Here is a 24,037-nt window from a genome sequence, read left to right as displayed (position 1 = left end):
TTCGGGCTGGCAACGGCTGCTGGATGCGCGGCGGCTGACGACGCCTGCGCACCTGTTGTGCGCTGCGGCCCGGCTCGGCTAGGGCGGCAGCGCTCGCTTACCTACATAACGCGAACACAGCCATAAAAAACGGGGCTCGAGGCCCCGTCGTCCGATGCCGTCAGTGCGCCGGCTTCAGATAGCCATGCATGCCGAGCCAGCGCGCGAACGCCTCAAACCAGCCGGTACTGGTGGTCGTCTTGGCATACATGCCGAAGCCGTGCCCGCCCTGTTCGTACAGGTGGAATTCGACCGGACGCCGCGCCGCGCGCCAGCTGTCGACGAGGCCGTAGCCGCCGTTGCCGAACAGCGGATCGTCCGCCGCCAGCGCGACGAACAGCGGCGGCGCGTCGGCCGGCACCTTGACCGGTGCCAGCGGCCCGTAGATGTCGCCGAGGAACGCGGGCTTCGCGTCCTGGCCGTGCAAGGCCGTCGCCATCGTCAGCATCGCGCCCGCGGAAAAGCCCAGCATGCCGATGCGGTCCGGGTCCACGTGCCACGCGGCCGCCCGCGCGCGCACGAGCGCGAACGCGGCGCGCGCGTCGGCGATCTGCGGCGCCAGCGTGGCGGCGGAATCGCGCGGTGCCGGCGGCCGCGCGGCGCCCGAGAACATCTGCGCCATCTCGCGCGCGAACGCATCCATGTCCTGCGGCGTCTGGTTCAGGCGGTATTTCAGCACGAACGCCGCCACGCCCTTGCCGGCCAGCGCCTTCGCCACGTCCCAGCCTTCGTTACTCATCGACAGCGTCTTGAAGCCGCCGCCCGGCGCGACGATCACGGCGGCGCCCGTCGCCTTTGCCGGATCGGGCAGGAACGGCGTCAGCGTCGCCACCGTGACGTTGCGGGCAAAGGTGCTCCCGTACTGCGTGTGCCAGCTCTCCTGCGCCTTCGCGCCCGGCAGCGGGCCGGTGGCCAGCACGATGGAGTCCGGCTGCGCGGGCGCCGCGATGGGCGTCATCCTGTCGTTCTGTGCGTGCGCCGGCGCGGCGAGCGCGTATGCCAGGGCGAGCGCGCCCGCGCCGGCCAGCCGGCCGAATCGATGTGTCGTCTTCATGGTGTCTCCTTGTTTTATTGGGCCAGCACGACGGTCTGCTGCAACGTGAGCGTGCCGTCCTGCTGCGCGACGCCCGTCCCCGGCTGGCCCGACCCGACGCTCAGCCGGTACTGGCCGGGCGTCAGTTGCCGGATGCCGTCGCGCGTGACGAAACTGAGGTCGCGCGGCGCCAGCGCAAAGCTGACCTGGCGCCGCTCGCCGGCCTTGAGCGACAGCCGCTGGAAGCCGCGCAGCGCCAGGCGCGGCGCGCCGTCGAACGCGGGCGGCGTCAGGTACAGCTGCGCGACCTCGTCGCCGTCGCGCGTACCCGTGTTGGCGACTTCCGTCGTGACGACGACGCCGTTCTCGGGCGCGCCGTGGATCGGTTCGATGCGCAGCGGCGCATAGCGGAACGTCGTGTACGACAGGCCCGCGCCGAACGGATAGACCGGCGTGCCCGTGTAGTAGCGGTAGGTCCGGCCCCGCATCGAATAATCGTCGAACGGCGGCAGGTCTTTGACGCTGCGATAAAAGGTGAGGGGCAGGCGTCCGCCCGGATCGGCGCGGCCCGCGAGGACGCCGGCGACGGCGAGGCCGCCCGACTGGCCCGGATACCACGCTTCGAGGATCGCGGCCGCGTTCTCCTTCGCCCACGACAGGTCGATGGCGCTGCCGTTCATCAGCACGACGACGAGCGGCTTGCCCAGCGCCTTGGCCCGTTCCAGCAGGGTGCGCTGCTCGAGCGGCAGGTCCAGCGACGTCTTGTCGCCGCCCGCGAAACCGTCGACCTTGATCGCCATCTCTTCGCCTTCGAGGTCCGACGTCAGGCCGACGACGGCGACGATGACGTCGGCGTCCGCCGTCCCCGCCGCGAGGTCGGCGTCGGGCGCCGTCGAGATCCGTTTCCAGAACAGGCCGGGCACGCCCGAGGAACCCGCTTCGGCCTGGAAGCGCAGCGGATAGCGCTGGCCTTTCTCCAGCCGCACGGCGCTGAGCTTGAGCGGTTCGCCCCATTGCGAATACGTGGCGGCGCTGACGGCGGGCTTGCCGGCCACCGTCAGCGCGCCCTGCACGCCGGTCACGCCGAGCCGGTAGGTGCCCGTCTCCGGCGCGACGAGATAGCCGGTCCACACGACCTTGTGCTTTTCCGCCACGTCCTTGAACTGGAGCGCGTGCGATACGAGCCCCGGTTCCGTGCGGACGAGGACCGGCCTGGTGTCGGTGCCGTTGATGTAGTCGGCGCGCAGACCCGGTTTGCCGTCGGGCGTGCGCAGCGCGCTGGCGGGGACCGGATCGCCATCCGTGATCGACGCGCCGGCCGGCACGAGCGTGATGCGCGCCTGCGGCAGCACGCTGCGCAGGCCGGCGACGACGGAGGCGGGCGGCGCCGACTGCGTCGACGAATAATTCCCGCGCAGGACGCGGGTGGCGTCGGCCAGCGGGCCGATCACGGCGATCTTCACGCCGGCCTTGAACGGCAGCGTGCCGTCGTTCTTCAGCAGCACGAGGCTCTTTGCCGCCGCCTGCAGCGCGAGGTCGCGGTGCGCCGGCGTGTCGATCGCGTCGACCGGGACCTTGTTCGGTGCGCGCGCGGTCAGCCCCGCGAGGTCGCCGTTGCGGTAGCGCGCGGAGAACAGGCGCACGAGCGCCTGGTCGATGTCGGCCGTGGAAATCAGGCCGCGCTGCCACGCCTCGCGGTAGCGTGCGTCCAGTCCCGTCTTGTCGCCCAGCGTCTGCGTGTTGCACTCGTTGTCGGTCCCGGCCTTCAACGCGACGGCCGCCGCGGCGGCGGGATCGGGCGCGTACTTGTGATGTTCCGAGATGTCGGTCACGGCATCGCAGTCGGAGACGACATACCCCTTGAAGCCCCAGGCGCCGCGCAGGTGCTCCTTGAGCAGCAGGTCGCTGCCGCAGGCCGGCTGGCCGTCGATGCGGTTGTAGGCGCACATGATCGATCCGGCCTTCGCATCGACGATGGCGGCGCGGAAGGCGGGCAGGTAGGTGTCTTCGAGGTCGTGGCGCGACACGAACACGTCGGCCACGTGGCGCGTCGACTCCGGTCCGCTGTGCACGGCGAAGTGCTTGGGCGTGGCGACGACGTCCGGCAGGTCCGGGTCGGGTCCCTGGATGCCCTGGATGAAGGCGACGCCCAGCTGCGCCGTCAGGTACGGGTCTTCGCCATAGGTCTCCTGGCCGCGGCCCCAGCGCGGGTCGCGGAAGATGTTGATGTTCGGCGACCACGTGTCGAGCCCCGTGCCGATGCGTCCCAGGTGCCCCGTCTCGCGTCCCAGCGTGTGCAGCGCGCGCACCTCGGTGCTGATCGCGGACGCGACCCGGTGCACCAGCGGCGCGTCGAACGTGGCCGCGAGGCCGATGGGTTCCGGGAAGTTCGTCGTGGGCAGCGGCCCGAGCGCGCCGTGCAGCGACTCGGTCCACCAGTTATAGGCGGGTATGCCGAGGCGGGGCAGGGCGGGCGCCACGTTGAGCAGTTGGGCGAATTTTTCGTCCGGCGTCATCTGCGCGACGAGCGCGCGGGCGCGGGCGTCCGCATCCGCGCGCGCATCGGCGGACCGCGCGGCGCCTGGCAGCGCCGCCGCGAGCACCAGGGCGCCGCATGCCGCGGTGCGCCGGAGGCCTCTCGATATGTCTCCTACCTGACCAATTTTTTTGGTCTTATCTTTTTGCATGGGATCTACCTTCAAAGGTGAGATGGGCCGATGCCGGTCTCCGTGCCAACGCGAAGCCGGCCATCGGGGGGACGACTGTCATGCCATCGCGCGGCCCCGGGACTGATAACCGGGGTGCTGGATGGTTGCGATAACAGAAGGTGCCGGCCCATCATGCCGTCCGCCCGTGACACGGGCCAGCGTGGGTCGATCACGCGTGTCCGGTCGAGTAAACGGCATGTTGGGCCAAGCGAGGGACAATGTAGTGTAGGAATTGTTCAGAAGCCAATAACTTTTTATTGCGAAGCGATATCGGAATCGATATCGACGATGAGCCGGCCGGGCGCGCTGGATGAAACCTTGTCAGTGTTACGTAACATAATTGTTATGCGATAACATCCGATGCCGGCGGCGCTCGATGTTGTAGTCCCGCATCGATTGCGTTATTTGCCGGGCGCTCACTTCAGTTTCCTTGAGGTAAATAAAAGTCCGGCGGATAATTAACTTGACCAATCCTGGATCATTTGCCGGCGCTTCCGTTCATGGCCATTCTTTATCGCTTCGTCTCCGTCCTGTTCGTCGCCGCCACGGCGTTCGGCCCGGCTGCCCGCGCGGCGCCGCCTGCGGTCGACGTGCCGGCGGAAGTGGCGCGGATCCAGCGGCTGGCGGAAGACGCGCCCATGCAGGCCCTGGACCGGGTGGAAACCGTGCGCCGCATGCTGGGGGCGGGCGCATCGTACGAGAACCGGCAGCGGCTGTTGCGCATGGAAGCCTGGCTGCGGGAAGACCTGGGCCAGCTGGACGCGTCGTATGCGCTGGACCGGACGTCGCTGCAACTGGCCGTCGCCCATGGCGACGCGGCGGGCGCGGCGGAGGCCCGGCTGGGCAAGGTCCGCGAGCTGATCGACAAGCACAGCCTCGATGAAGCGCAGGCGTTACTGGACCAGACGACGGCGCAGGCACCCGCGCACGTGTCCCTGACGTTCAAGGTCGCGGCCGAAAGGACGCAGGGCGACATCCTGAACCTGCGCGCCCGCTTCGACGAGGCGCTGGCGGCGTACCTGCGCGGTTTGCGCCTGCTGCAGGGCGAACCCCGCGAAAGCGGGAAGCGCGCCGCGCTGTACGGCCGCATCGCCCAGGTGTACATCAATGCCGACAATCCCGCCAAGGCGATCGACAGCGCCGACCTGGGGATGGCGGAAAAACGGATGCCGCTGCGGCCGCTCGCCTCGCTGCAGTTCACGCGGGCCGTCGCCTTGATCAGGCTGCGGCGGGACGGCGAAGGCATTGCCGCGTTCGAAAAGGCGCTGGCGACGGCGCTGCGTGCCGGGCTGCTGGGGATGGAAGCGGCGATACGGGGCAATATCGCGGACTATTACCTGATCCGCCAGGATTACGTGCGCGCGGAACAGGAGGCGCGCAAGGCGCTGGTCGCATCGAACAAGGTCAGCGACCGGAACGTGATCCAGATGGCCCGCGCCAATCTCGGTTTCGCCCTGATGGGGCAAGGACGCATCGCGGAGGGCACGCCCTACGTCGACGGCGTGATCGCCGAGATGCGCAAGGAAAAAACCACGGGGGACCTCGAGGCGATGCTGGACGAGAAAGGCCGCATGCTGGAGCGCGCGGGACAGTATCAGCGCGCGCTGGAGATCGTCCGCGAGCAGCAGTCGCTGCAACAGCAGAGCGCCCGCGCGGCGCGCGACCGCGCGATCGCCGCGCTGCAGGAAGAATTCGATGCGCACCGGCGCAGCCAGCAGATCGTCCTGCTGCAACGCGAGAACAAGCTCAAGGATGCGGAGCTGAGCAACCGGCGCACGGTGCAGTTCGCGACCACGTTCGCCGCCGTGCTGACGGTGCTGGCCGGCGCCGTCGTGTACGTCATGTACCGGCGCGCGGCGCGGAGCAACGCCCAGCTGAAGGAATTGAACGTGCAGCTCGAATTCAGATCAACGCACGACGCCCTGACGGGATTGCACAACCGGCGTTCGCTGACGTGCCGGATGGCCGGCCGCAGCGGGACCGGGCGGGGCGACCGGCGCCACGGTCCGCGCGACGGCGTCGACTGCTTCGTCCTCATGGACATCGACCACTTCAAGAGCATCAACGACCGCTGGGGACATGGTGCGGGCGACGCGGTCCTCGTCGAGGTCGCGCGCCGGCTCGCCGCGGCCGTGCGCGATACCGACATGGTGGTGCGCTGGGGCGGCGAAGAATTCATGATCCACGCGCCCGCCACGGACCCGGGCAGCGTCGCCGGCATGGCGGCGCGGATACTGGAGACGGTCGGCACGGCCCCGGTCGACGCCGGCAGTTGCCGGATTCCGGTGACCCTTACCGCGGGCGTGGTCGCGCTGCCGCACGTGGCCGGCGACGCGTTCGACTGGCAGTGCGCCGTGCGCCTGGCCGACTGGGCGCTTTACCAGGGCAAGGCGCAAGGCCGCAACCAGGCCCGCATCGTCACCCGCCTGTGCGCAGCGGCCGCCACCGTGATGGCGGCGCTGGAACGCGACGGCGATGGCGCCGCGGTCGGCGCGCTGCTGGCGCTCGACTGCGTGCACGGCCCGCGCCAGGAGCCGGCGCGCCCGCCGCAGGCCGCCGTGCGCGACGACGCCGGCGCCGGCGTCGGCCCGGGCACCCTGCACGTGCTGGCCGGCACCTGAACCGCGGCGCCGGCGGGCGTCAGCCGCGCCGTGCCGCCTCGATGGCCGCGACGTCGATCTTCTTCATCGTCAGCATCGCATCGAACGCCCGCTTGGCCGCGGCCCGGTCGGTGCCGGTGACGGCGTCCATGAGCACGCGCGGCGTGATCTGCCACGACAGGCCCCACCGGTCCCGGCACCAGCCGCACTCTTTTTCCTGGCCGCCGTTGCCGACGATCGCATTCCACAAGCGGTCGGTCTCGGCCTGGTCGTTTGTCGCGACCTGGAACGAAAACGCCTCGTTGTGCTGCACGCCGGGACCGCCGTTCAGGCCGAGGCAGGGGATGCCCATGACCGTGAATTCGACCATCAGGATAGTCCCCTGCTGGCCGGCGGGATAATCGCCGGGCGCACGGTGGACCGCGCCGACGGCGCTGTCCGGAAACGTCTGCGCATAGAACGTTGCCGCGTCCAGTGCATCGTTGTCGTACCAAAGGCAAATCGTATTCTTGCTGGCCATGTTCTCTCCTGTTGGTGAGTCGTCGGGGCTGCGTGCGGCAGCCGGCGGAAACGATAGCACGTCCGCGCCGGCGCCGGCTGCGTTGCGCCAGCGTGGACGGGGTTCACTCCGCCGGCGGTGCGGCCGGCGCCGGCGCCGGGTGACCGGTGAGCGGCAGCTCCGGCAGGAACAGCAGCGCGACGAGCCCCGCCAGCACGATCAGCGCGCCGGCGCCGAAGATGTTGGCGATGGCGTGGCGGTACACGTCCACCGTCAGCGCCTGCACGGCGGGCGGCACCGCGGCGGCGCCATGCGCGCCCGCGCGCGCGACCGCCGCGATGCCGTGCGCGTGCACCTGGTGCGCAAGGATGGCGCCGGAACCCGTCACGCCCAGCAGGCCACCGAACGAACGGAAGAAGGTCAGCATCGCCGTCCCCACGCCGCGCCGCGGGCCGGGGAGGGCATTCTGCACGGCGATCGTCATGTTGGGCATGACGAGGCCCAGCCCCGCGCCCAGCATGAAGATGGCCGGTTCGATGGTCCAGTAGCCGCGCGCCGTGTCCATGGCCCAGGCGAGGACGGCGAACGCCAGTACCGCCGCCGCCAGCCCGCCCACCTGCACGGCCTTGTACTTGCCCGAGCGCGAGAGGACGCGCCCGTTCAGGGTCGACGAGCCGATCATCCCGACCATCATCGCCACCGTCATCATGCCGGAATGGGCCGGACTGTTGCCCATCACGAGCTGGAAGAACAGCGGGAAGAATACGCTGGCGCCCATCAGGCCCATGAAGGTCAGCGCCATCACGATGCTGGCGACGTTGAAGACGCGGTTCGCGAACAGGTCCGGCGGCAGCACGGGTTCCGGCGCGCGGCGCAGGTGCACGAGCAGCCAGCCGCCCAGCACGACCGTGAGCGTGGCGCAGACCTGCACCTGCACGGAATCCCAGGCCCATTCGGTGCCGCCCAGCGCGAGGATCAGCAGGAGCGCGGTGATGGACACGGTGAGCAGCACGGAGCCGAGATAATCGATGCGGTGCGCGTGCGTGCGCACGGGCTTGCGCAGCGAGTGCGCGATGGCGTAGAAGGCCACCGCGCCGACGGGCAGGTTGATGAAGAAGATCCAGTGCCACGACAGCAGGTCCGTCATGATCCCGCCCAGCACGGGGCCGAGGACGCTGGTGACGGCGAACACGATGGCGATCGAGCCCTGGCGGCGCGCGCGTTCCTTCGGCGGCACGAGGTCGCCGATGATGATCTGCGCCAGCGGCATGAAGCCGCCCGAGCCCATGCCCTGGATGGCGCGGAAGGCGATCAGCTGCGTCATGCTCTGCGCGAAGCCGCACAGCACGGAGCCCAGCAGGAACGTTGCGAGCGCCGTGAAGATCATCGGACGGCGGCCGTACTGGTCGGCCAGCTTGCCGTACAGCGGCATCGTCGCGGTGGACGCCAGCACGTACGCCGTGACGACCCAGGACAGATGGGCCATGCCGCCCAGGTCGCCGACGATGCGGGGCAGGGCGGTGGCGACGATGCTCTGGTCGAGCGCGCCGAGGCCCAGCACGGCCATCAGGGCCAGGTAGACGGAACGGATTTCGCGCGCGTCGGCGGGGATGTCAATTTCCATGGTCGGCAAGGATAGTGAGGACGTCGACGGCGCCGGCGAGCGCTTCCATCTGGTCGGGCGACAGGCGCGCGATGCGTTGCGACAGCCAGTCGTGGCGCCGGTCGCGCAGCTGGCGCAAGGCCGTGTGGCCGGCCTGGCTGACGTGCAGGCCGCTGCGGCGCCGGTCCTGGGCCAACGGCGCGGCGCGCTCGACGAGGCCGGCCCCCTCCAGCGCCTTCACCTGGCTGCTCATGGTCGGGCTGCGCACCTGCTGCATGCGCGCCAGCTCGGCCACGCCGATGCCGGGGTGTTCGTGGATCAGGTGCAGCAGCATCGTCTGCATCAGCGACAGGCCCTGCTCGTGGCGCTCGGTGTCGCGCCGCATCTGGCGCACGATGCCCTTGAGGGCGCTGCGCAAGTCCTCGGACAGGCGGTCGACGCGTTCGTTCTGCGGGGTGGAATGTGGGTTGGTCATTGTGTGATAGGTAGGCTACCTAACTATATTACGCCAGCGACGCAGCGAGTTCAAGCGGTTCTTCGGGCGCACGCGGCACGATGTGTTTCTGGATACTGTCGATGCATCGGTGACAATGCACGCATTTTTTCGGCGGCGCACCTGCTAAGGTGGCGGCCATGGCTGTTCAAGATCCGGACAGCAATCATCGCACCGCCACCATGCATTTTCGATTACAACTGGACCGTTCCCTTGCCGTGCTGTCGGCGCGCGGCCTGTCGCGCAATCATGCCGAGCCGCTGCTGTTCCGGCTGCTGTGGAAGCTCGGGGTCAATGTCCGTCCGCCCCATTTCCTCGGCTTCGCCCACATCGCGCTCGGCTACGGCACCTGGTTCGCGGGCGTCTGGGGCGTGTCCATGTGGCTGCTGGTGTGGTCCCAACAGGGCGTCGGCATGCTGGGCCTGGCGCTCAGGGCCGGCATGGCGGGCACGTGTTTCGGGGTGATGGTGGCCTGGTTTTACGCGCGCGAACGCAGGGAATTCGCCTTGCCGGCGTGGGAGTCGCTCGGCCAGGAGTCGCTTGGCCAGAAGTAGCGCGGCCAGGCGTAGCGCGGCGGCCGGCTGCGGACCGCGCCGGCGTCAGGCCGCCTGCCGGCCCAGCACGGCCATCACCTCGTCCACGCCGATCTTGTCGACCCAGTCGTCGCGCCGCGCCACCGTGACGATGGTGCTGTTGCGCTTGTCGATCGGCGCCCATTCCGGATTCTTTTGGCGCATCAGGGCGATGACGGGCACGTGCACCGCATTCGCCAGGTGCATCACGGCCGTCTCGACGGAGACGATCAGCTTGCACAGGCTGAGGATGGCCGGCAGCTGGAAGAAATTGTCTTCGGCGCTGAACAGATGGGTGCGCGCGAGATCCTGGCCGGCGAACAGGGCGCGGGCGCGCGCCAGGTCTTCGGGGACGACGTTGACGATGAAGCCGGCATCGCGCCAGGCCTCGTCCCGCCGCATCGTGCGGATCAGTTCGATGACCCGTTCCAGCGGCCACGAGCGTTCAATCGACTTCGAATACGCATTCAGGAATACGACCTTGGGCGCCCCAATGCCGGCGCCGCCGAAGCCCCAGGCGGCGAACCGGTCGCGCGCATAGTCCATCCAGCGCGCGGGAATGGACAGCACGGGATAGCGGGCGGCCGGCGAAATCGTGATGCCGAATAATTGCGTGAACCAGTCGGCGTAGATGTCGCTGATGTGCTGGTCCGGATGCGAGGCGGCGTCGTAAGCGGGAATGAAGGCATCCAGCTTGCGGTAGCAGAAGTGCTTGGGCAGGTCGTAGGCCCGCACGCGCTTTTTCTGGCCCACGACGAAGCCGTGCGGGCTGATCCTGCGTGCCAGGCCCGCATACTTGTGCCGGTCCAGTACGGCGAGCGAGACGACGACCGGGTAATCCTGCCGCTGCGCTTCCCGCAGCGATGCCTTGTACAGCGCCGGGCTGTAGGTTTCGTCGTAGACCTTGTCGATATGCGGGCACTCGGCCAGCCAGTCGTACAGGGCGTATTTTTTCAGGTGCGGCCAGTCCGCGGCCCGGTTCGTGCGGCGGCGTTCGTCGACCCACAGGTGGATCTTCAGGTGCGGGAAGGCCTGCGCGAACGCGGCGAAGCAGCTTTGCAGGTAAGTGAAGTCGCCCAGCGCCAGGTGGGCGATGAACAGGATCTTGTCGGAACGGGCCAGCAGTGCGCGGTCGATCAGCGCCGTGCGCGACACCGCGTCCGCCAGCCAGTCCGCCTCGAATGCGGCCGGATCGGCCTGCCTGAAATGGATGGCGGCGCCTGGATTTGACCGGCCGCCCCAGCTGTCCAGTTCCAGCGTCTGTTCACTCGAGATTTTCATGGTCAAGAAAAAAGCGCATGGTCATGGGACGTTTCCGTGAAACAGTAAAGACAAAGGACGTGAAGATTGTAGAGGCGAATGGCCGGCGTAGAACCGGCGGCGCTGTAAAGTTGGGTAAAGCTTTTGTTAAGAATTAGCAGATTTTAATGACATCCCCGTTGCACGCCGATGCGACGTGCAGGTGGTGGATTAGTAAATATTGCACCCCGTCAGTCTGCCAGATTGCGTGGAAAAGCGATGCACTGTTGAGGTTACAAGTTGTAACGACACGAAGCTGCGACGACACATATCGTGCGGCATGGCGTATGGACGCCATGCCGCATTGGGCACTGCCGGCCCGGAGCGTCAGCCGATGTTGCTGCCGCGGATCTTGCTCAGGTCGGTATCGCTGCCGGCGGTGCCGGGCCGCGGATCGACGCTGCCGCCAGCGCCCCCGCCTGGCATTGCGCTGCCGGCACCCGTGCCGGTCGAGCCGGCATGGCCGGCGCCCATCGAGCCCATGCCGGCACCCACACCCGTGCCGGCGCCGCCGGCCGTGCCGCGCATGGCTACGCTCGGCCCCATGCTGGGCGCGCCGGGACGCGTGGGGTCGGTGCCGTAGAAGCTGTGGATGTGCTGGGCCCATTGGGTGTCGGCCATGTCGGGCCAGGCATCCTTGTCGAAGCCGGGCGCGTTTTGCAGGCGCTGCTTGTCGATGTCGAGCACGAAGCGCTTGTTGACGGTATCCAGGTGCAGCGCCTGCCAGGGCACGGCGAACAGCTTGTCGCCCATGCCCATGAAGCCGCCGAAGGACAGCACGGCGTAGGCAACCTGGCCGGTCTGCATGTCGAGCATGATTTCCTTGATGTCGCCCAGGTCGTCGTCGGTGGCGTTGACGACGCTGTCGCCGATCAGGGTGTCGGCGCCCATCAGCGCCGGGCCGGGACCGGCGTGGCCGGCGCTCTTGCCCGTGGTTTTGTACATGCCATATTTGTCGCGATCTGCGTAAGTCATCTCGTCCTCCTGATGTCGATGATTGCAGGGCCGCCGGTGCGGCCATCCGTTCAGGGTAAGGGGACCGGCCGGCGCGCGTTTGCGTTCACTCAATCGTGCCCGATCGCGGCGCGGGCGGTCCGGCGGATGCCGTGCCGACGGGAGCGATACTAGTCCCAATCCGCGTTGCCGCGCGCTCGCTAGATGCGGGGAAAAAGACATGGCGTCATGGCCAGTAATACTTGGTGAGAATTCAAGCCCATCCACTCGATTATCATGCTGGGTCCGGTTCATGATGGCGCAACGGAAACCCCGATGCGCGCACGGACGATGCGGTCATCACACAGTAAGGAGAGACGATGAAACGATGGATGGTGGCAGTACTGATGTGCGCGGCGGGCGCCGCGCAGGCGAACTCGGCATGCGACAAGCCGAAGAAGGATTTCGACGGCCTGTACTGCCTGAACAAGGTCTACCAGGAAGCGGACAACGAGCTCAACAGCACTTACGGCAAGCTGGCCGCCAAGCTCGATGCCGATGGCAAGAAGCGCCTCAAGGCCGGGCAGCTGCAATGGATCGACGACCGGAACAACAACTGCTCGCGCCACGAGGGCAGCGCGTTCTACGTCAACCTCGAATGCGCGACGGGCACGACCATCCAGCGCTCGCGATTCCTGCAGGACCGCATGCGCGAGTGCGTGAGTTCGGGCTGCCAGAACAGCAAGCTGTAAGCCGCGCAGCCCGCGGCCGCCCGCTCAGTCCAGGTCGGAGGCGGCGTGGCGCTCCAGCACTTGTTCCTCCGGCTTGCCGCGCACGCGGTTGACCTTGCGGCCGCGCATCACGGCCGGCCGCGCCAGGATCTCGTCGGCCCAGCGGCGCACTTGCTGGTACTTGTGCACGGCCAGGAACTCGCCGGCGTCGTACAGCTCGCCCAGCACGAGGCCGCCGTACCATGGCCAGATCGCCATGTCGGCGATGGTGTAGGCGTCGCCGGCCACGAAGCGGCGCCCGGCCAGCAGGCGGTCGAGCACGTCCAGCTGGCGCTTCGTTTCCATCGCGTAGCGGTTGATCGGGTATTCCAGTTTTTCCGGCGCGTAAGCGTAGAAGTGGCCGAAGCCGCCGCCGACGAAGGGCGCCGAGCCCATCTGCCACATCAGCCAGTTGAAGGTTTCCGTGCGGGCCGGGATGTCCTTCGGCAGGAACGCGCCGCCGAATTTTTCCGCCAGGTAGACGAGGATGGACCCGGACTCGAACACGCGCACGGGCGTGTCGCCGCTGCGGTCGACGAGGGCCGGGATCTTCGAGTTCGGATTGACGTCGACGAAGCCGCTGCCGAACTGCGCGCCTTCGTTGATCCGGATGAGCCAGGCGTCGTATTCCGCGCCCGCGTGGCCGGCGGCCAGCAGCTCCTCGAGCATGATCGTGACCTTTTGGCCGTTCGGCGTGCCCAGCGAATACAGTTGCAGCGGATGCTTGCCGACCGGCAGTTCCTGCTCGTGCGTCGGGCCGGCGATGGGACGGTTGATGCTGGCGAAGGCGCCGCCCGAAGGCGTCGCGGGGGACCAGACCCGGGGCGGGACGTACGGGGTCGCGAACGGGTTCGTGGGATCAGGCATTGCACTCTCCTTCTGTGGCTCGGTGGAGAAGGATGATGCCCGAAAAGCCATGTTCGTGCTCGGACCCGCCGGATACGTCGTCGCCGCGATCCGAACGTCGTCCCCGCGCAGGCGGGGATCCAATTTGCCGGACCTCGATGACGCTTGAAACTTGGGCCCCCGCCTGCGCGGGGGCGACGGAACTCCGACCTTCGCCTGTGCGGGTGACGAAACTTGGGCCCCCGCCTGCGCGGGGGCGACGGAACTCGGACCTTCGCCTGCGCGGGTGACGAAACTTGGGCCCCCGCCTGCGCGGGGGCGACGGAATTCAGCGCAGCAGCTTGAGCCCCGGCGGCAGCGCGTCCCCGAACATGCGCGTGCTGCTGTCCTGGTCCAGCTCGACGACGTCGCGCACCAGCGCGGACCAGCCGGGCGGCGCGCCGGTCGCGGCCAGGCGCTGCAGGACCTGTGCGCGCAACGCCTCGTCGATGTCGCGCGTGCGGTCGCCCGTCTTGCGCGCGAGGTGGGCCGCGGCGAAGCCGGCCGGTTCGATCCGCTTCCAGTCGAGCTGCATGAGTTCCGCCAGCCAGCGCCCGGCGGCATCGGGCGGCGCCACTTCGTGCGCGCTGCCGTGCAGCGGCGCCCGCGCACCCACGCGCGCGAGCGCCCACAGGTAGCGCGCGTACGTGGCCGCCGCCTTCGCATCGGGCTTCGGCGTCGGGGCAATCGCCATGATGCGGCCGACCATCCAGTCCCCGATCTCGGCCTTGTACGCGGCCGGGATGCGTTCCAGCGACGCGCCCAGGCGCAGCATGTCGTCCTCGCTGCCGTCGACGAGCGCGGCGGGGCGCCTGGCGCGCTCGCCCGGCTCGGCCTGCAGGTTGAAGGCGAAGTCGTCGAGGAGGCGCAGTTGCGCCTCCGTCGACAGGCCGCCGGCCACGCGCCGCCACAACGTCCACCATTCGGCGCGGACCTGGCTGTCCTTGACGTACTGGACGCCGGCCGGGAACAAGGCCCACAATTGCTGGATGCGCCAGTCGTCGAGCGGATCGCCGAAGCCGGGCCGCAAACACCAGCCGGCCAGGTTCAGCCACACGCGTTCGTGCTCGGCCGAGCGGCGCCGGCCTTTCGCGCGTTCCATCAAGGCATCGAACAGGCGGCGCAGCAAGGGCGTCTCCCAGCGTTCGCGCCCGCCCAATTCGTGTTCGAGCGCGCCGCGCAACTGGCGCACTTCGCGCGCTTCGACCTGCTGGTTGCGCGCGCCGAAGATGCGGTCGATGCGCTTGACGGCGTCGTCGAGCTGCGGATGCGGGACGTCCGCGGCGGCCGGCGCATCCTCTTCGCCGCGCAGCTGGAATTCCAGACGCCAGCGCTGGCCGTTGCCATCCTCGGCCACGCAGAACATCTCCAGCGTGCCGAGCTCGGACAGCGCGGCCGCCAACTGCACGGGAATCTCGCTGCCGCGCGCGCCGGCCCTGGCGTCCCGGGCGCGCAGCACGGCGGCGATCGCGGGCAGGCGCACGACGTCGGCGGGATCGAGGTCGACGAGGTCGCCCGCGCGCGCATTGCCCGCGTCGCCCACGACCGACACGAGGTGGAAGCGCACGGGCCGTCCCAGGCGCAGGGCGAAGCTGCGCTCCGCCAGCGTGATCTCGTGGCCGGCGCGGGCGCCGCGCGGCAGCACGCAGACGGCGCGCAGTTGCCCATCCTTGCGGCCGCCCGCGGGCGCCTCGTCCAGCAGCAGGAAGTAGCTGCGCGCCGATCCGCTCTCGATGGCGGGCGCGAGTCCGGCCCGCGCGAGCGAATACGCGACGGCGCCGCGTGCGACCGCGACGTCCGGATCGGCGTTGTGCAGCACACGCACCGGCGCGCCGCGCCATGCGGACAGCACGGCGGCGAGCCTGTGCGCCAGCGCCGCGCCGCGGAATACGCCGCCGTTCAGCAGCAGGGTGTCCGGCACCGGCAAACGGTCGTCGTCATCGATGCCCAGCGCCGCGCGCGCCGCCTGCGCGTGCTGGCGCAGGAAGCCGGCCAGATGGCGCGTGATGGCCGGGTCGCTCGCATACGGCAGGCCGAATTCGACGATGCCTGCGCGGGCCCGCTGCGGGCCTTCCTGCGCGACGTTGAGGGGAAAGAAGCCGTCCAGTACGATGCGCTCGGCGTCGGCCTTCGTCAGCGTGGCCGAGCGGCTGGCGCCGACGAGGCGCGAACCGCCGCCGAGCAGGGTGACGTTGACCTCATCCGGCGCGTCAAGCGCCAGCAGCTGCTCCTTCGCGGCGCGGCAGCGTTCCGTCAGTTGCGCGAGGCGGCCGGCCGACAGGCGCTCGCCGTCGGCCCCTTTCATGCGCGCTTCGGCCAGGTGGGCGAGGGCGAGGTCCATATTGTCGCCGCCGAGGATCAGGTGGTTGCCCACGCCGATGCGCGCCAGCGCGGGTTCGCCATCCTTCAGTTCGACCTTCACCAGCGTGAAGTCGGTCGTGCCGCCGCCCACGTCGGCCACGAGCACCAGCTTCGCATCCGCGAGGTCGGCCGCGAGGGTCGCGCGATGCCGCTGCAGCCAGTCGTACAACGCGGCCTGCGGTTCTTCCAGCAGGCGGACGTCGGCGAGGCCGGCGAGCCGCGCCGCCTCCAGCGTGAGGGCGCGCGCGCCTTCGTCGAACGAGGCCGGAATCGTGAGCACGATCTGCTGGTCTTCCAGCGGACGGTCCGGATGGCGGGTATTCCATGCCGCGCGCAGGTGCGCGAGATAGCTGGCGCTGGCCGCGAGCGGCGATACCTTGGGCACGTCGTCCGGCGCGCCCCACGGCAGGATGGGCGCCGTGCGGTCCACGCCGGGATGCGACAGCCAGCTTTTCGCGGAGGCGACGAGCCGGCCCGGCGACGCCGCGCCGAGCGCGCGGGCCAGGCGGCCGATGGCGACGCGCTCCACGCCGCCCACGTCGGGCGCGGACCACGGCAGCTGCAGCGCGTCCGCGGCGAGTTCGCCGGCCAGCGGGTGGTAGCGGTTCGACGGCAGCAGCGGCGCCGTGCCGACCTCGCCGGGCGCCACCAGTTGGGGAATGTCGAACGTGGCCACGGTATCGAGCCCGGCGTCGGCAAAGGCCAGCACCGTGTTGGTGGTGCCGAGATCGATGCCGACGCGGGCCGGCGCGGACACGGAGGCGCGGGTCACTGCTCGGTGCTGCGGACGTCGAACTCGACCTTCCAGCGCTGCCCGTCGCGCGCCACGGCCACCAGCTCCAGCGTGCCGGCCTCTGTCGCCACCGCGTGCAGCTTGACCTGCACGGCGTCGCCCGGCGTGCGGCCTTCGGCGGGCAGGGTCGCCTGGATCTCGTTCAGTTCCTGCAGCTCGTCCGGGCTCCACGATTCGAGCACGTCGCCGATGCGGTCCTGGCGGCGGACGGACGAGCCGAAGAAGCGGAAGTGCACCGGTTCGCCCACGACGAGGCCGAATTCCTGGCCCGGCAGTTCCAGTTCGCTGCCTTCTTCCATGCCGAACGGCGCCACGCACAGCGCTTCCAGCGGCGGCTCGAAGCCGGGAATGGCGGGCATCGACGACTCGACGCCGACGTAGTAGGAACGGGCCGTGCCGCCGCGGATGCGCACGCCGCCGCCACGCCGCGCATAGCCGTAGTAGGCGGCGCCGCGCGCGACGGCCAGGTCGAGGTCCGCGCCTTCCAGCATGCGCGCGGGCTGCGCGCCTTCCATGTACAGCCAGTCGTTGAGGGTGTCCATCACGCGCCTGGACAGGATCTCGGATTTGAATACGCCGCCGTTGAACAGCACGGCGCTCGGGTGCAGGAACGTGTGGCCAGGATCGACGTTGCCGTTGAAGCCTTCCAGCGCCGCCGTGGCGCCGGCCTGGCGGCCCAGGAAGGCGGCCAGGTGGCGCGTGATGGCGGCGTCCTGCGCATACGGCAGGCCCACTTGCGTGAGGCCCGCGCGGGTGCGCGTCGCCGGCCGGCTCGATGCTTCCACGCGCGGGAAGAAGCCGTCCGTGATGAACGTCGTGACTTCATCGCGCGTGAGCTCAGTGCGGATCGAACCGCCGATCAGCTTCGAGCCGCGGCTCGGCACGACGATGGGCCAGGTGGTCGCGTCGGCATTCGCCAGCAGGTGTTCCTTGGCGCCGCGGCAGGCGTAGGTGAGGGCGCGCATCTGCCACGCGTCCAGCTGCGTGCCGTTCGCCTGCAGCTTGCGCGCGACGAGGTGGGCCAGCGCGAGGTCCATATTGTCGCCGCCCAGCAGGATGTGGTCGCCGACGGCGACGCGGTGCGGTTCCAGGTTGCCGTCGCGTTCGAGGATCGCGATCAGCGAGAAGTCGCTCGTGCCGCCGCCCACGTCGACGACGAGCACGATGTCGCCGGCCTTGACCTGCTTGCGCCAGCCGCCGCCGCTGCCTTCGATCCAGCTGTACAGCGCGGCCTGCGGCTCTTCCAGCAGGGTCGGGCTGCCGTAGCCGGCGTTCTTTGCCGCTTCCGCCGTCAGGTCGCGCGCGGCCGGGTCGAACGAGGCGGGGATGGTCACGGTGACGGCCTGCCGTTCGAACGGCGCGTCCGGGTGCGCCGCGTTCCATGCGGCTTTCAGGTGTTCGAGGTAGCGGGTCGATGCCGCCAGCGGCGACACGCGCTCGACTTCTTCCGGCGCATCGAGCGGCAGGATGGCGGCGCGGCGGTCCACGCTCGGGTGGCTCAGCCAGCTCTTGGCCGACGACACGAGGCGGATCGGCGTGGCGGCGCCGCGCGAACGCGCCATGTCGCCGACAACATAAGACAATGCGGGCGCGGCCTGGCCGTCCGTCCACGGCAGCGCGAGTTCGCCCGGCGCCAGTTCTTCCGGATGCGGCAGGTACAGGAACGAGGGCAGCAGCGGCAGCGCCTCGACGGTGCCGGGGGCGCTCAGCTGCGGGATGCCCAGCACGCCCTGGTCGGCCTGCTCGCCGTCGCTGGCCTGCAGGTCGACGTACGACAGCGCGCTGTGCGTCGTGCCCAGGTCGATGCCGATGGCGTAGCGGGCGTCGTTGTTCTGGAGGTCGCTCACAGTTCCACCTCCGCCGGGGCGATGATGCTGGCGTCGTGCTTGTCGGCCAGTTGCGGCAGGCGCACGTCGCGGGCGCGCCAGCCGCGGTGGCTCAAGGTGCCGGTGAACGGCGCCTTGCCGACGACGTTGCCGGTCAGGCGCACGCTGGCGGCGTCGAAGCCTTCCGGCAAGGTGACGCGCGCGCCTTCCAGCTCGCCGCGCACGGGCTCGATCGTGAAGTGCTCGCGCAGCACGCGCGCGCAGCCTTCGTGCACGAGGCGGGCGGCGGCGCCGATGTCGGCGTCCGCATAGACCGTGATGTTTTCGTTGGCGAAGTCGATCAGGCGCGCTTCGCGTTGCAGGAGGCCCAGCAGTTGCAGGGCGGCGTCCGGCGTGGCGATGCGCAGCGGGGCCGGAGCGGGCGTGGGTGCCGGTGCGGGCGCCGGCGCCGGCGCCGGGGCGGGAGCGGGTGCGGCGACGGGGCCGACCTGGTCGTCGCGCACGCGCGCGGCGAATTCGGCGTCGCCCAGGGTCTTGAAGAAGGCGCCGAAGGCAAGGGACAGCCGGCTCCAGAAGGATGGCAGGTTGGTCGGTTGGCTCATGTTCTTGTATGGTTCGCTAGATGGCGGTTCGTCAAAGGGCGCATGATACCAGTTGGGCAGCCATCAGTTCGACAACGGGGGCGATCCTGCGGGCCCGGACGGCAACGCCTCGGCACCGGTCAGCAGGGCGCGCGCATAGACGTCGAAATCGTCCAGCCCGCGCTTGATGATGGTCACCAGCGCGGGCAGGGGCGCGGCCTGGTAATCCCATTCGGCGCGGCAGAATTCGCCCGTGCGCTTGAGGTCCTCGGCCAGCGTTGGCTCGATCCAGCCGTGGCCGGCCAGCAGCGTGATGATCTCGCGCTCGTCGCGCGCCGGGCCCAGGCCCTGGTCGGCCAGCACGTGGTCGCCCATTTCGACGGCCGCTTCCCAGGCGCGGATCACGTTCAGCGTGGCCGCGTCCTGGCGCGTGATGTCGCCGACGAAGGTGGTCGGGTCCTTCTCGTATTCGTCGCGGGCACGCTTGCAGCAGCGCTCGATGGTGCCCGTTTTGCTGACCAGCAGGTCTTGATCCATGTTTCCCTCGCTGCGGGACGAGGAAGGTCCCGCTCCAGGGAATAACTTACAACAAGAACAACACGGCCGCCGCACAAGTGGGCGCCAGCGCGCCCAGCAGCAGGCCGACGGCCCCGATCGACTCGTCGTTGAAGCCGCGCCGCAGCAGGGCCACGCCGGCCGGATTCGGCGCGTTGGCGATGACGGTCAGGCCGCCGCCGGCCACGGCGCCCGCCACCAGCATGTACTGCGCCCGCTCGGACAGCCCGGCGATCAGCGAGCCGAGATAGGTCAGCGCGGCGTTGTCCGTGATGGCCGTGAGGCCCAGCGCGCCGAAGAACAGGGCGGTGGGCTCCAGCTTCGCGACGATGGGTTGCAGCCACCATTGCTGCATCCCGCCCAGCACGACGAGGCCGGCGAGGAAGAAGCCGACCAGCAGGCCTTCCTTGAGGATCAGCGGGTCCTGGTAGCGCGGGTACGCCTGGGTGACGCCGAGGAACAGCAGGAAGATGCCGGCGAACAGCACGGGATGGTGGGCCAGCAGCACGATCGCCGTCAGCACGGCCAGGTGGGTCAGCGTCACCAGCGGCGGCACGCGCACGGGTGCCTCGCCTTCGATCGACACGTCGAGCGGGCGCAGGTGCGGCCGCAGCAGGAATGTCACGACGCTGGCATTGGCCAGCACGGCGACGAGCGCGCGCCAGCCGAAGTGCGTGAGCATGTGGACGCTGTCCCAGCCCCACGCGGCGGCCACCATCAGCACGGGCGGGGCGGCGTACGACGTCAGGGTGCCGCCGATCGAGACGTTGACGAACAGGACGCCCAGCGCCCCGTACTTCAGCCATTCCGGCATCCCCTGGCGGAACACGGACGGCGCCAGCATCAGGGCGGCCAGCGTCATCGCGGCCGGCTCCGTGATCAGCGAGCCGGCGAGCGGCACGAGCGCGAGGCCGAGCCACGTCTGCGCCACCTCGGTGCGCAGCGGCAGCAGCCGCGCGAGCACGCGCACGATGGCGCGCGCCGCCTCCAGCACGGGGCGCGACGCGGCCACCACCATCACGACGAACACGAACAGCGGCTCGGTGTAGTGGCGCGACTCGGCGTAGTCGATGGCGGCGGCGCTGCCGTCGACGAAGGCCATCGCGAGCATCAGCACGAACGCCCAGAAGCCGAAGACGACTTCCACCTCGCCCAGCAGGTGGAACAGCCCGGCGTGGCGCGGATGGCGGTGCGCCAGGACTTCGAAGAGGCGGGTGGCGAACGTGTGCAGCAAGGCGAGCACGAACAGGATCAGGGCGATCTTGTGCATGGTCGTGGTCATGAAAAAGTTCCTTTCAGTTGCCACGTCGTTCCCGCGGCGGCGGGAACCCAGGTTGTATGCGTTTCGATGGCGCATGCACATTGGGCCCCCGCCTGCGCGGGGGCGACGGTTTTAAAGCACGTGGTTTTTATAGCTTCCTGTTTCATCCTGAGCATACGCGGCACCGTCGTGAGTTACCGCGTAGTGATGATCCCGCCATTGTCCCACGACGGGCGCGAACCCTCAGCGCAGATGCGCGCGCAATCCCGTGACGCCGGGCGCGACGTCGGCGGCCAGCACGTGGCGGTCGGGGAAGTCGCCGCCGTTCTGCGGGCGATAAGGGATCGGCGCGTCGTCGAACAGCGTGCGCATGCGCGCCGCCAGGCCGGCCCTGGCCCGCTCGACGCCGGCGGCATCGATGCGGCCCGCACCGTGCACGGCATACGTGGGCAGCACCTCCATGCCCGGATAGAACAGCGTGCCGTGCGTGATCGGGAACAGCAGTTCGTCGAGCTGGCCGTTGATGCCGCGCGGGCCGTAGTCGGCGGCCGGGCCGCCGGTCGTCACGGACAACAGCGCGCGCTTGCCGGCCAGGCCGCCCTCGCCGTAGCGGTGGCGGTTGCCGGCGCCCTGGTAGCCGTAGGCAAGGCCGAAGGCGAACACGCGCTCGATCCAGCCCTTCATGATCGCGGGCATGCCGAACCACCACAGCGGAAACTGGAACACGACGGCATCGGCCGCCATCAGCTTGGCCTGTTCGGCGCGCACGTCGTCCGGCTGCGTGCCGGTGCTGAAGGCGTGGCCGGATTCTTCCACGAACGACAGGCGTGCGCGGTCGACGCGGTCGGGGAAATCGTGTTCGTCGTAGACGGCCTTCCAGCCCAGCGCATATAAATCGGACTGGATCACTTCATGGCCCTGGGCGCGCAGTTCGGCGCGCGCGGCCTGCACCATCTGCGCGGTGAGCGAGTGCGGGTCGGGGTGGGCGTGTACCAGCAGAATGGTCCTGGTTGCGGTCTTCATCGTTGTACTCCTCGGTTGGCGATGAACGCATTCTGGGCCTGCCCGGCACGGCCGGGAATGCCAGCCGGCTTTTGGGGTAGTATCCAAAAAATGGATATCAAGAGACTCGACTTCAACCTGCTCGTGACCCTCGACGCGCTGCTGGCCGAGCGCAGCGTGAGCCGCGCCGCGCAGCGCCTGAACCTGAGCCAGCCCGCGCTGAGCGCCCAGCTGGCGCGCCTGCGCGAGATGCTGGGCGACCCGCTGTTCGTGCCGAGCCACCGCGGCATGACGCCCACGCCGCTGGCCCTGGGCCTGCAGGCGCCGCTGGCGGCGGCCCTCGCGCAGCTGCGCGACGTGGTGACGTCGGCCCGGGCCTTCGATCCCGCGCGCGACGAGTTCACGGTCCACATCGCGGCCTCGGACTACGTGCAGGCGGCCCTGCTGCTCGACTTCACGCTTGCGCTGCGACGGGAGGCGCCCGGCCTGCGCATCGCGCTGCGCGCGGCCGACGCCGCGCGCCTGGAAGCGCAGATGGAAAAGGGCGAGATCGACCTGGCCGTGCTGACGCCGGACGGCATCGCCGACGCCCTCCGTTCGCGCCGGCTGTTCGAGGAGCGCTACGTCTTCATTGCCCGGCGCGGCCACCCGGCGCTGCGCCGCCCGCTGGACATGAAGCGCTTCTGCGAACTCGAACACGTGATGGTGTCGCCGCGCGGCGGCAGTTTTACCACGCCGGTCGACGAGGTGCTCGACGCGCAGGGCCTGCGGCGCCGGGTCGCCGTGTCGGCGTCGACGTTCCATGCCGTGCTGGACCTGGTCGAGCGCTCCGACCTCGTCGCGCTGATACCGGCGCGCATGGTGGAGGGCCGCGCCGTGCGGCTACGCGTGCTGGCGCCGCCGCTGCCCGTGCCCGGGTTTGCGATCCACATGGCGTGGCACAACCGCAATCACGGCGATGCGGCGCAGCGCTGGGTGCGGGAGCGGCTGCTGGCGTTCGCGCGGGAGGCACCCCTCATGAAAAAAACGGAGCCACGCTGAACGTGAATCCGTTTTTTGGTGGGCGCCCACGCTATCTGCGTGGTGCGTCCGGGTGATCAGGCTGGCTGATTAAATCGCGCGGATATTGCCCGCTTTTTCGCCTTTGGGGCCGGTCGAGCGCTCGAACGAAACGCGCTGGTTTTCGGCCAGGCTCTTGAAGCCTTCCGACTGGATGTCCTGGAAATGGGCGAACAGATCGCCGCCGCCTGCGTCGGGCGTAATGAAGCCGAAGCCCTTGGAGTCATTGAACCATTTTACGGTGCCGGTTTGAGTAGTCATTTTTAATCCTTTTTACATGCATGGGCAAAGCGCCCGAAACGCACTTTCGACCAAGGGAGTGTAACGAAGGAAATCAAACGGGACCGGCGGAAGCAGGACGGGAGAGAAAGGCCAACAATAACGACGACTTGATGCAGTGCCCGATGAAAGATACAGGACTTTTCCCTGTTCACCTAATCATTTCCGATTTATTTTTTTTCGGCCTGCATGACCGCATTATCGGGCGCGGTCGGAATGGCAACGATTCGATGCGACGCGCTTTTGATAATTGCTGTATCTTATGTTTGCGTGAGCCGGATGTTGCCCGCTTTCTTTATTCCTTCCGTTATCCGGCTTCCCACGCACCGCGTTGCCCGGCCCGCGCATCACAAGACAACCACAAGGCTGGAAACAGAACCGCAATGGACGATGCAATCTCCTACGATATGGACGACGCAGTGGCGGCCATGGAAGTGCTGCATGCCGCGCTGACGTTCGATCTCAAAGAACTGGAAGCGAAAATCCTCGCACTGGGCCACTCGGTGACCGCCGTGCCCGTGTCCGACGACCGCGAGCTATCCGATTATTACGCAACCCGCGCTTCCTTGCACAGCGGATTGGCCAGTATTGCCGAAGTGCTTGCATGGATTCAGTGGAAAACCGAGGAAGATCCCGAAGGCGACGTTGCTGTTGCCATTCAACCATTACCAACGCTGCGTGGCTGCTCGATCCATTGAATCTTGCAAGCGTTGAAATCGATCGAATCCATTGTCACGGAGAATAGAATGAGTAAAAGCCAGGACGCAAAAAAATCTGCGAAGAAAGAACCCGCCAAAACCGCCAAGGAAAAGAAGGCGGACAAGAAAGTCAAGAAGGAAGAGAAAAAGCGCCTGCAGTGAACGGCGCAAGAATGGGCAGTTCCCGC

The 24,037-nt window shown here is 68.7% G+C and carries 20 protein-coding genes; 5 read left to right on the top strand and 15 right to left on the bottom strand.

Annotated elements, in window-relative coordinates; all coding sequences use genetic code 11:
* Window positions 1-160: 160 nt before the first annotated feature.
* Both ASC93_RS14580 and ASC93_RS14575 read right to left on the bottom strand, forming a co-directional pair.
* Window positions 161-1,093 carry an alpha/beta hydrolase gene (locus tag ASC93_RS14580; protein WP_056443258.1) on the bottom strand — a complete coding sequence of 311 codons (933 nt, stop codon included), beginning with the start codon at window positions 1,091-1,093 and terminating at the stop codon, window positions 161-163.
* Window positions 1,094-1,107: 14 nt separating this feature from the next.
* Window positions 1,108-3,675, bottom strand: coding sequence for a glycoside hydrolase family 3 C-terminal domain-containing protein (locus ASC93_RS14575; RefSeq protein ID WP_200958336.1), 2,568 nt, complete (start codon window positions 3,673-3,675; stop codon window positions 1,108-1,110).
* A gap of 605 nt (window positions 3,676-4,280) precedes the next feature.
* On the opposite strand from ASC93_RS14575, the gene ASC93_RS14570 reads away from it, so the two are divergent.
* Window positions 4,281-6,401, top strand: a complete 2,121-nt coding sequence (locus ASC93_RS14570; RefSeq protein WP_157201930.1) for a GGDEF domain-containing protein — start codon at window positions 4,281-4,283, stop codon at window positions 6,399-6,401.
* Between the two features lie 19 nt (window positions 6,402-6,420).
* On the opposite strand, the gene ASC93_RS14565 is transcribed toward ASC93_RS14570, so the two are convergent.
* The 3 genes from ASC93_RS14565 to ASC93_RS14555 all read right to left on the bottom strand — a co-directional run bounded on the left by ASC93_RS14565 (window position 6,421) and on the right by ASC93_RS14555 (window position 8,957).
* Window positions 6,421-6,900 carry a VOC family protein gene (locus tag ASC93_RS14565; protein ID WP_056443251.1) on the bottom strand — a complete coding sequence of 160 codons (480 nt, stop codon included), beginning with the start codon at window positions 6,898-6,900 and terminating at the stop codon, window positions 6,421-6,423.
* A gap of 103 nt (window positions 6,901-7,003) precedes the next feature.
* Window positions 7,004-8,503: an MDR family MFS transporter gene (locus ASC93_RS14560; protein WP_056443953.1), complete on the bottom strand. Its 1,500-nt coding sequence runs from the start codon at window positions 8,501-8,503 to the stop codon at window positions 7,004-7,006.
* Window positions 8,493-8,957, bottom strand: a complete 465-nt coding sequence (locus ASC93_RS14555; RefSeq protein WP_056443248.1) for a MarR family winged helix-turn-helix transcriptional regulator — start codon at window positions 8,955-8,957, stop codon at window positions 8,493-8,495. The genes ASC93_RS14560 and ASC93_RS14555 overlap by 11 nt, the downstream gene beginning before the upstream one ends.
* Window positions 8,958-9,115: 158 nt before the next feature.
* Here ASC93_RS14555 and ASC93_RS14550 point away from each other — a divergent pair, with 158 nt between their 5' ends.
* Window positions 9,116-9,529 (top strand): DUF6404 family protein, encoded by a 414-nt coding sequence (locus ASC93_RS14550; RefSeq protein ID WP_157201929.1) that lies wholly within the window; start codon window positions 9,116-9,118, stop codon window positions 9,527-9,529.
* Between the two features lie 45 nt (window positions 9,530-9,574).
* Here the strand turns inward: ASC93_RS14550 and ASC93_RS14545 are convergent, their stop codons facing one another.
* Together ASC93_RS14545 and ASC93_RS14540 are read right to left on the bottom strand one after the other, a co-directional pair.
* Window positions 9,575-10,828, bottom strand: coding sequence for a glycosyltransferase family 9 protein (locus tag ASC93_RS14545; protein WP_157201928.1), 1,254 nt, complete (start codon window positions 10,826-10,828; stop codon window positions 9,575-9,577).
* A 345-nt stretch (window positions 10,829-11,173) separates the two neighbouring features.
* Window positions 11,174-11,821, bottom strand: coding sequence for a PRC-barrel domain-containing protein (locus ASC93_RS14540; RefSeq protein ID WP_056443242.1), 648 nt, complete (start codon window positions 11,819-11,821; stop codon window positions 11,174-11,176).
* Window positions 11,822-12,159: 338 nt separating this feature from the next.
* Here ASC93_RS14540 and ASC93_RS14535 point away from each other — a divergent pair, with 338 nt between their 5' ends.
* Window positions 12,160-12,531 (top strand): lysozyme inhibitor LprI family protein, encoded by a 372-nt coding sequence (locus tag ASC93_RS14535; protein ID WP_056443239.1) that lies wholly within the window; start codon window positions 12,160-12,162, stop codon window positions 12,529-12,531.
* A 24-nt stretch (window positions 12,532-12,555) separates the two neighbouring features.
* Here the strand turns inward: ASC93_RS14535 and yghU are convergent, their stop codons facing one another.
* The 7 genes from yghU to ASC93_RS14500 form a co-directional block, all read right to left on the bottom strand.
* Window positions 12,556-13,416, bottom strand: a complete 861-nt coding sequence (yghU, locus tag ASC93_RS14530; RefSeq protein WP_056443236.1) for a glutathione-dependent disulfide-bond oxidoreductase — start codon at window positions 13,414-13,416, stop codon at window positions 12,556-12,558.
* Between the two features lie 307 nt (window positions 13,417-13,723).
* Window positions 13,724-16,567, bottom strand: a complete 2,844-nt coding sequence (locus ASC93_RS14525; protein ID WP_229412732.1) for an Hsp70 family protein — start codon at window positions 16,565-16,567, stop codon at window positions 13,724-13,726.
* Window positions 16,564-18,435 carry an Hsp70 family protein gene (locus ASC93_RS14520; RefSeq protein ID WP_056443231.1) on the bottom strand — a complete coding sequence of 624 codons (1,872 nt, stop codon included), beginning with the start codon at window positions 18,433-18,435 and terminating at the stop codon, window positions 16,564-16,566. The genes ASC93_RS14525 and ASC93_RS14520 overlap by 4 nt, the downstream gene beginning before the upstream one ends.
* The gene (locus tag ASC93_RS14515) at window positions 18,432-19,016 is read right to left on the bottom strand and encodes a DUF2760 domain-containing protein (protein WP_056443229.1); all 585 of its coding nucleotides are present in this window, start codon (window positions 19,014-19,016) and stop codon (window positions 18,432-18,434) included. The genes ASC93_RS14520 and ASC93_RS14515 overlap by 4 nt, the downstream gene beginning before the upstream one ends.
* Window positions 19,017-19,079: 63 nt before the next feature.
* On the bottom strand, window positions 19,080-19,532 hold the full coding sequence (locus tag ASC93_RS14510; protein WP_056443227.1) for a DUF86 domain-containing protein: 453 nt from the start codon (window positions 19,530-19,532) through the stop codon (window positions 19,080-19,082).
* Window positions 19,533-19,578: 46 nt separating this feature from the next.
* Window positions 19,579-20,832 carry a putative Na+/H+ antiporter gene (locus ASC93_RS14505; RefSeq protein WP_056443222.1) on the bottom strand — a complete coding sequence of 418 codons (1,254 nt, stop codon included), beginning with the start codon at window positions 20,830-20,832 and terminating at the stop codon, window positions 19,579-19,581.
* A 222-nt stretch (window positions 20,833-21,054) separates the two neighbouring features.
* Window positions 21,055-21,834 (bottom strand): NAD(P)H-dependent oxidoreductase, encoded by a 780-nt coding sequence (locus tag ASC93_RS14500; RefSeq protein ID WP_056443219.1) that lies wholly within the window; start codon window positions 21,832-21,834, stop codon window positions 21,055-21,057.
* 90 nt (window positions 21,835-21,924) lie between these two features.
* Between ASC93_RS14500 and ASC93_RS14495 the strand changes: the two genes are divergently transcribed.
* Complete coding sequence (locus tag ASC93_RS14495; RefSeq protein ID WP_056443215.1) at window positions 21,925-22,854, top strand: LysR family transcriptional regulator; 930 nt, start codon at window positions 21,925-21,927, stop codon at window positions 22,852-22,854.
* A gap of 69 nt (window positions 22,855-22,923) precedes the next feature.
* On the opposite strand, the gene ASC93_RS14490 is transcribed toward ASC93_RS14495, so the two are convergent.
* Window positions 22,924-23,133, bottom strand: a complete 210-nt coding sequence (locus tag ASC93_RS14490; RefSeq protein ID WP_056443212.1) for a cold-shock protein — start codon at window positions 23,131-23,133, stop codon at window positions 22,924-22,926.
* A gap of 143 nt (window positions 23,134-23,276) precedes the next feature.
* Between ASC93_RS14490 and ASC93_RS30810 the strand changes: the two genes are divergently transcribed.
* The gene (locus tag ASC93_RS30810) at window positions 23,277-23,849 is read left to right on the top strand and encodes a hypothetical protein (protein WP_157201927.1); all 573 of its coding nucleotides are present in this window, start codon (window positions 23,277-23,279) and stop codon (window positions 23,847-23,849) included.
* The last annotated feature ends 188 nt before the right edge of the window (window positions 23,850-24,037 follow it).

The sequence above is a fragment of the Massilia sp. Root335 genome (assembly GCF_001425685.1).
GTDB lineage: Bacteria > Pseudomonadota > Gammaproteobacteria > Burkholderiales > Burkholderiaceae_D > Telluria > Telluria luteola.
The sequence above is the reverse complement of the archived record's forward strand: the minus strand, read 5'-3'. Positions and strand labels throughout refer to the sequence as shown.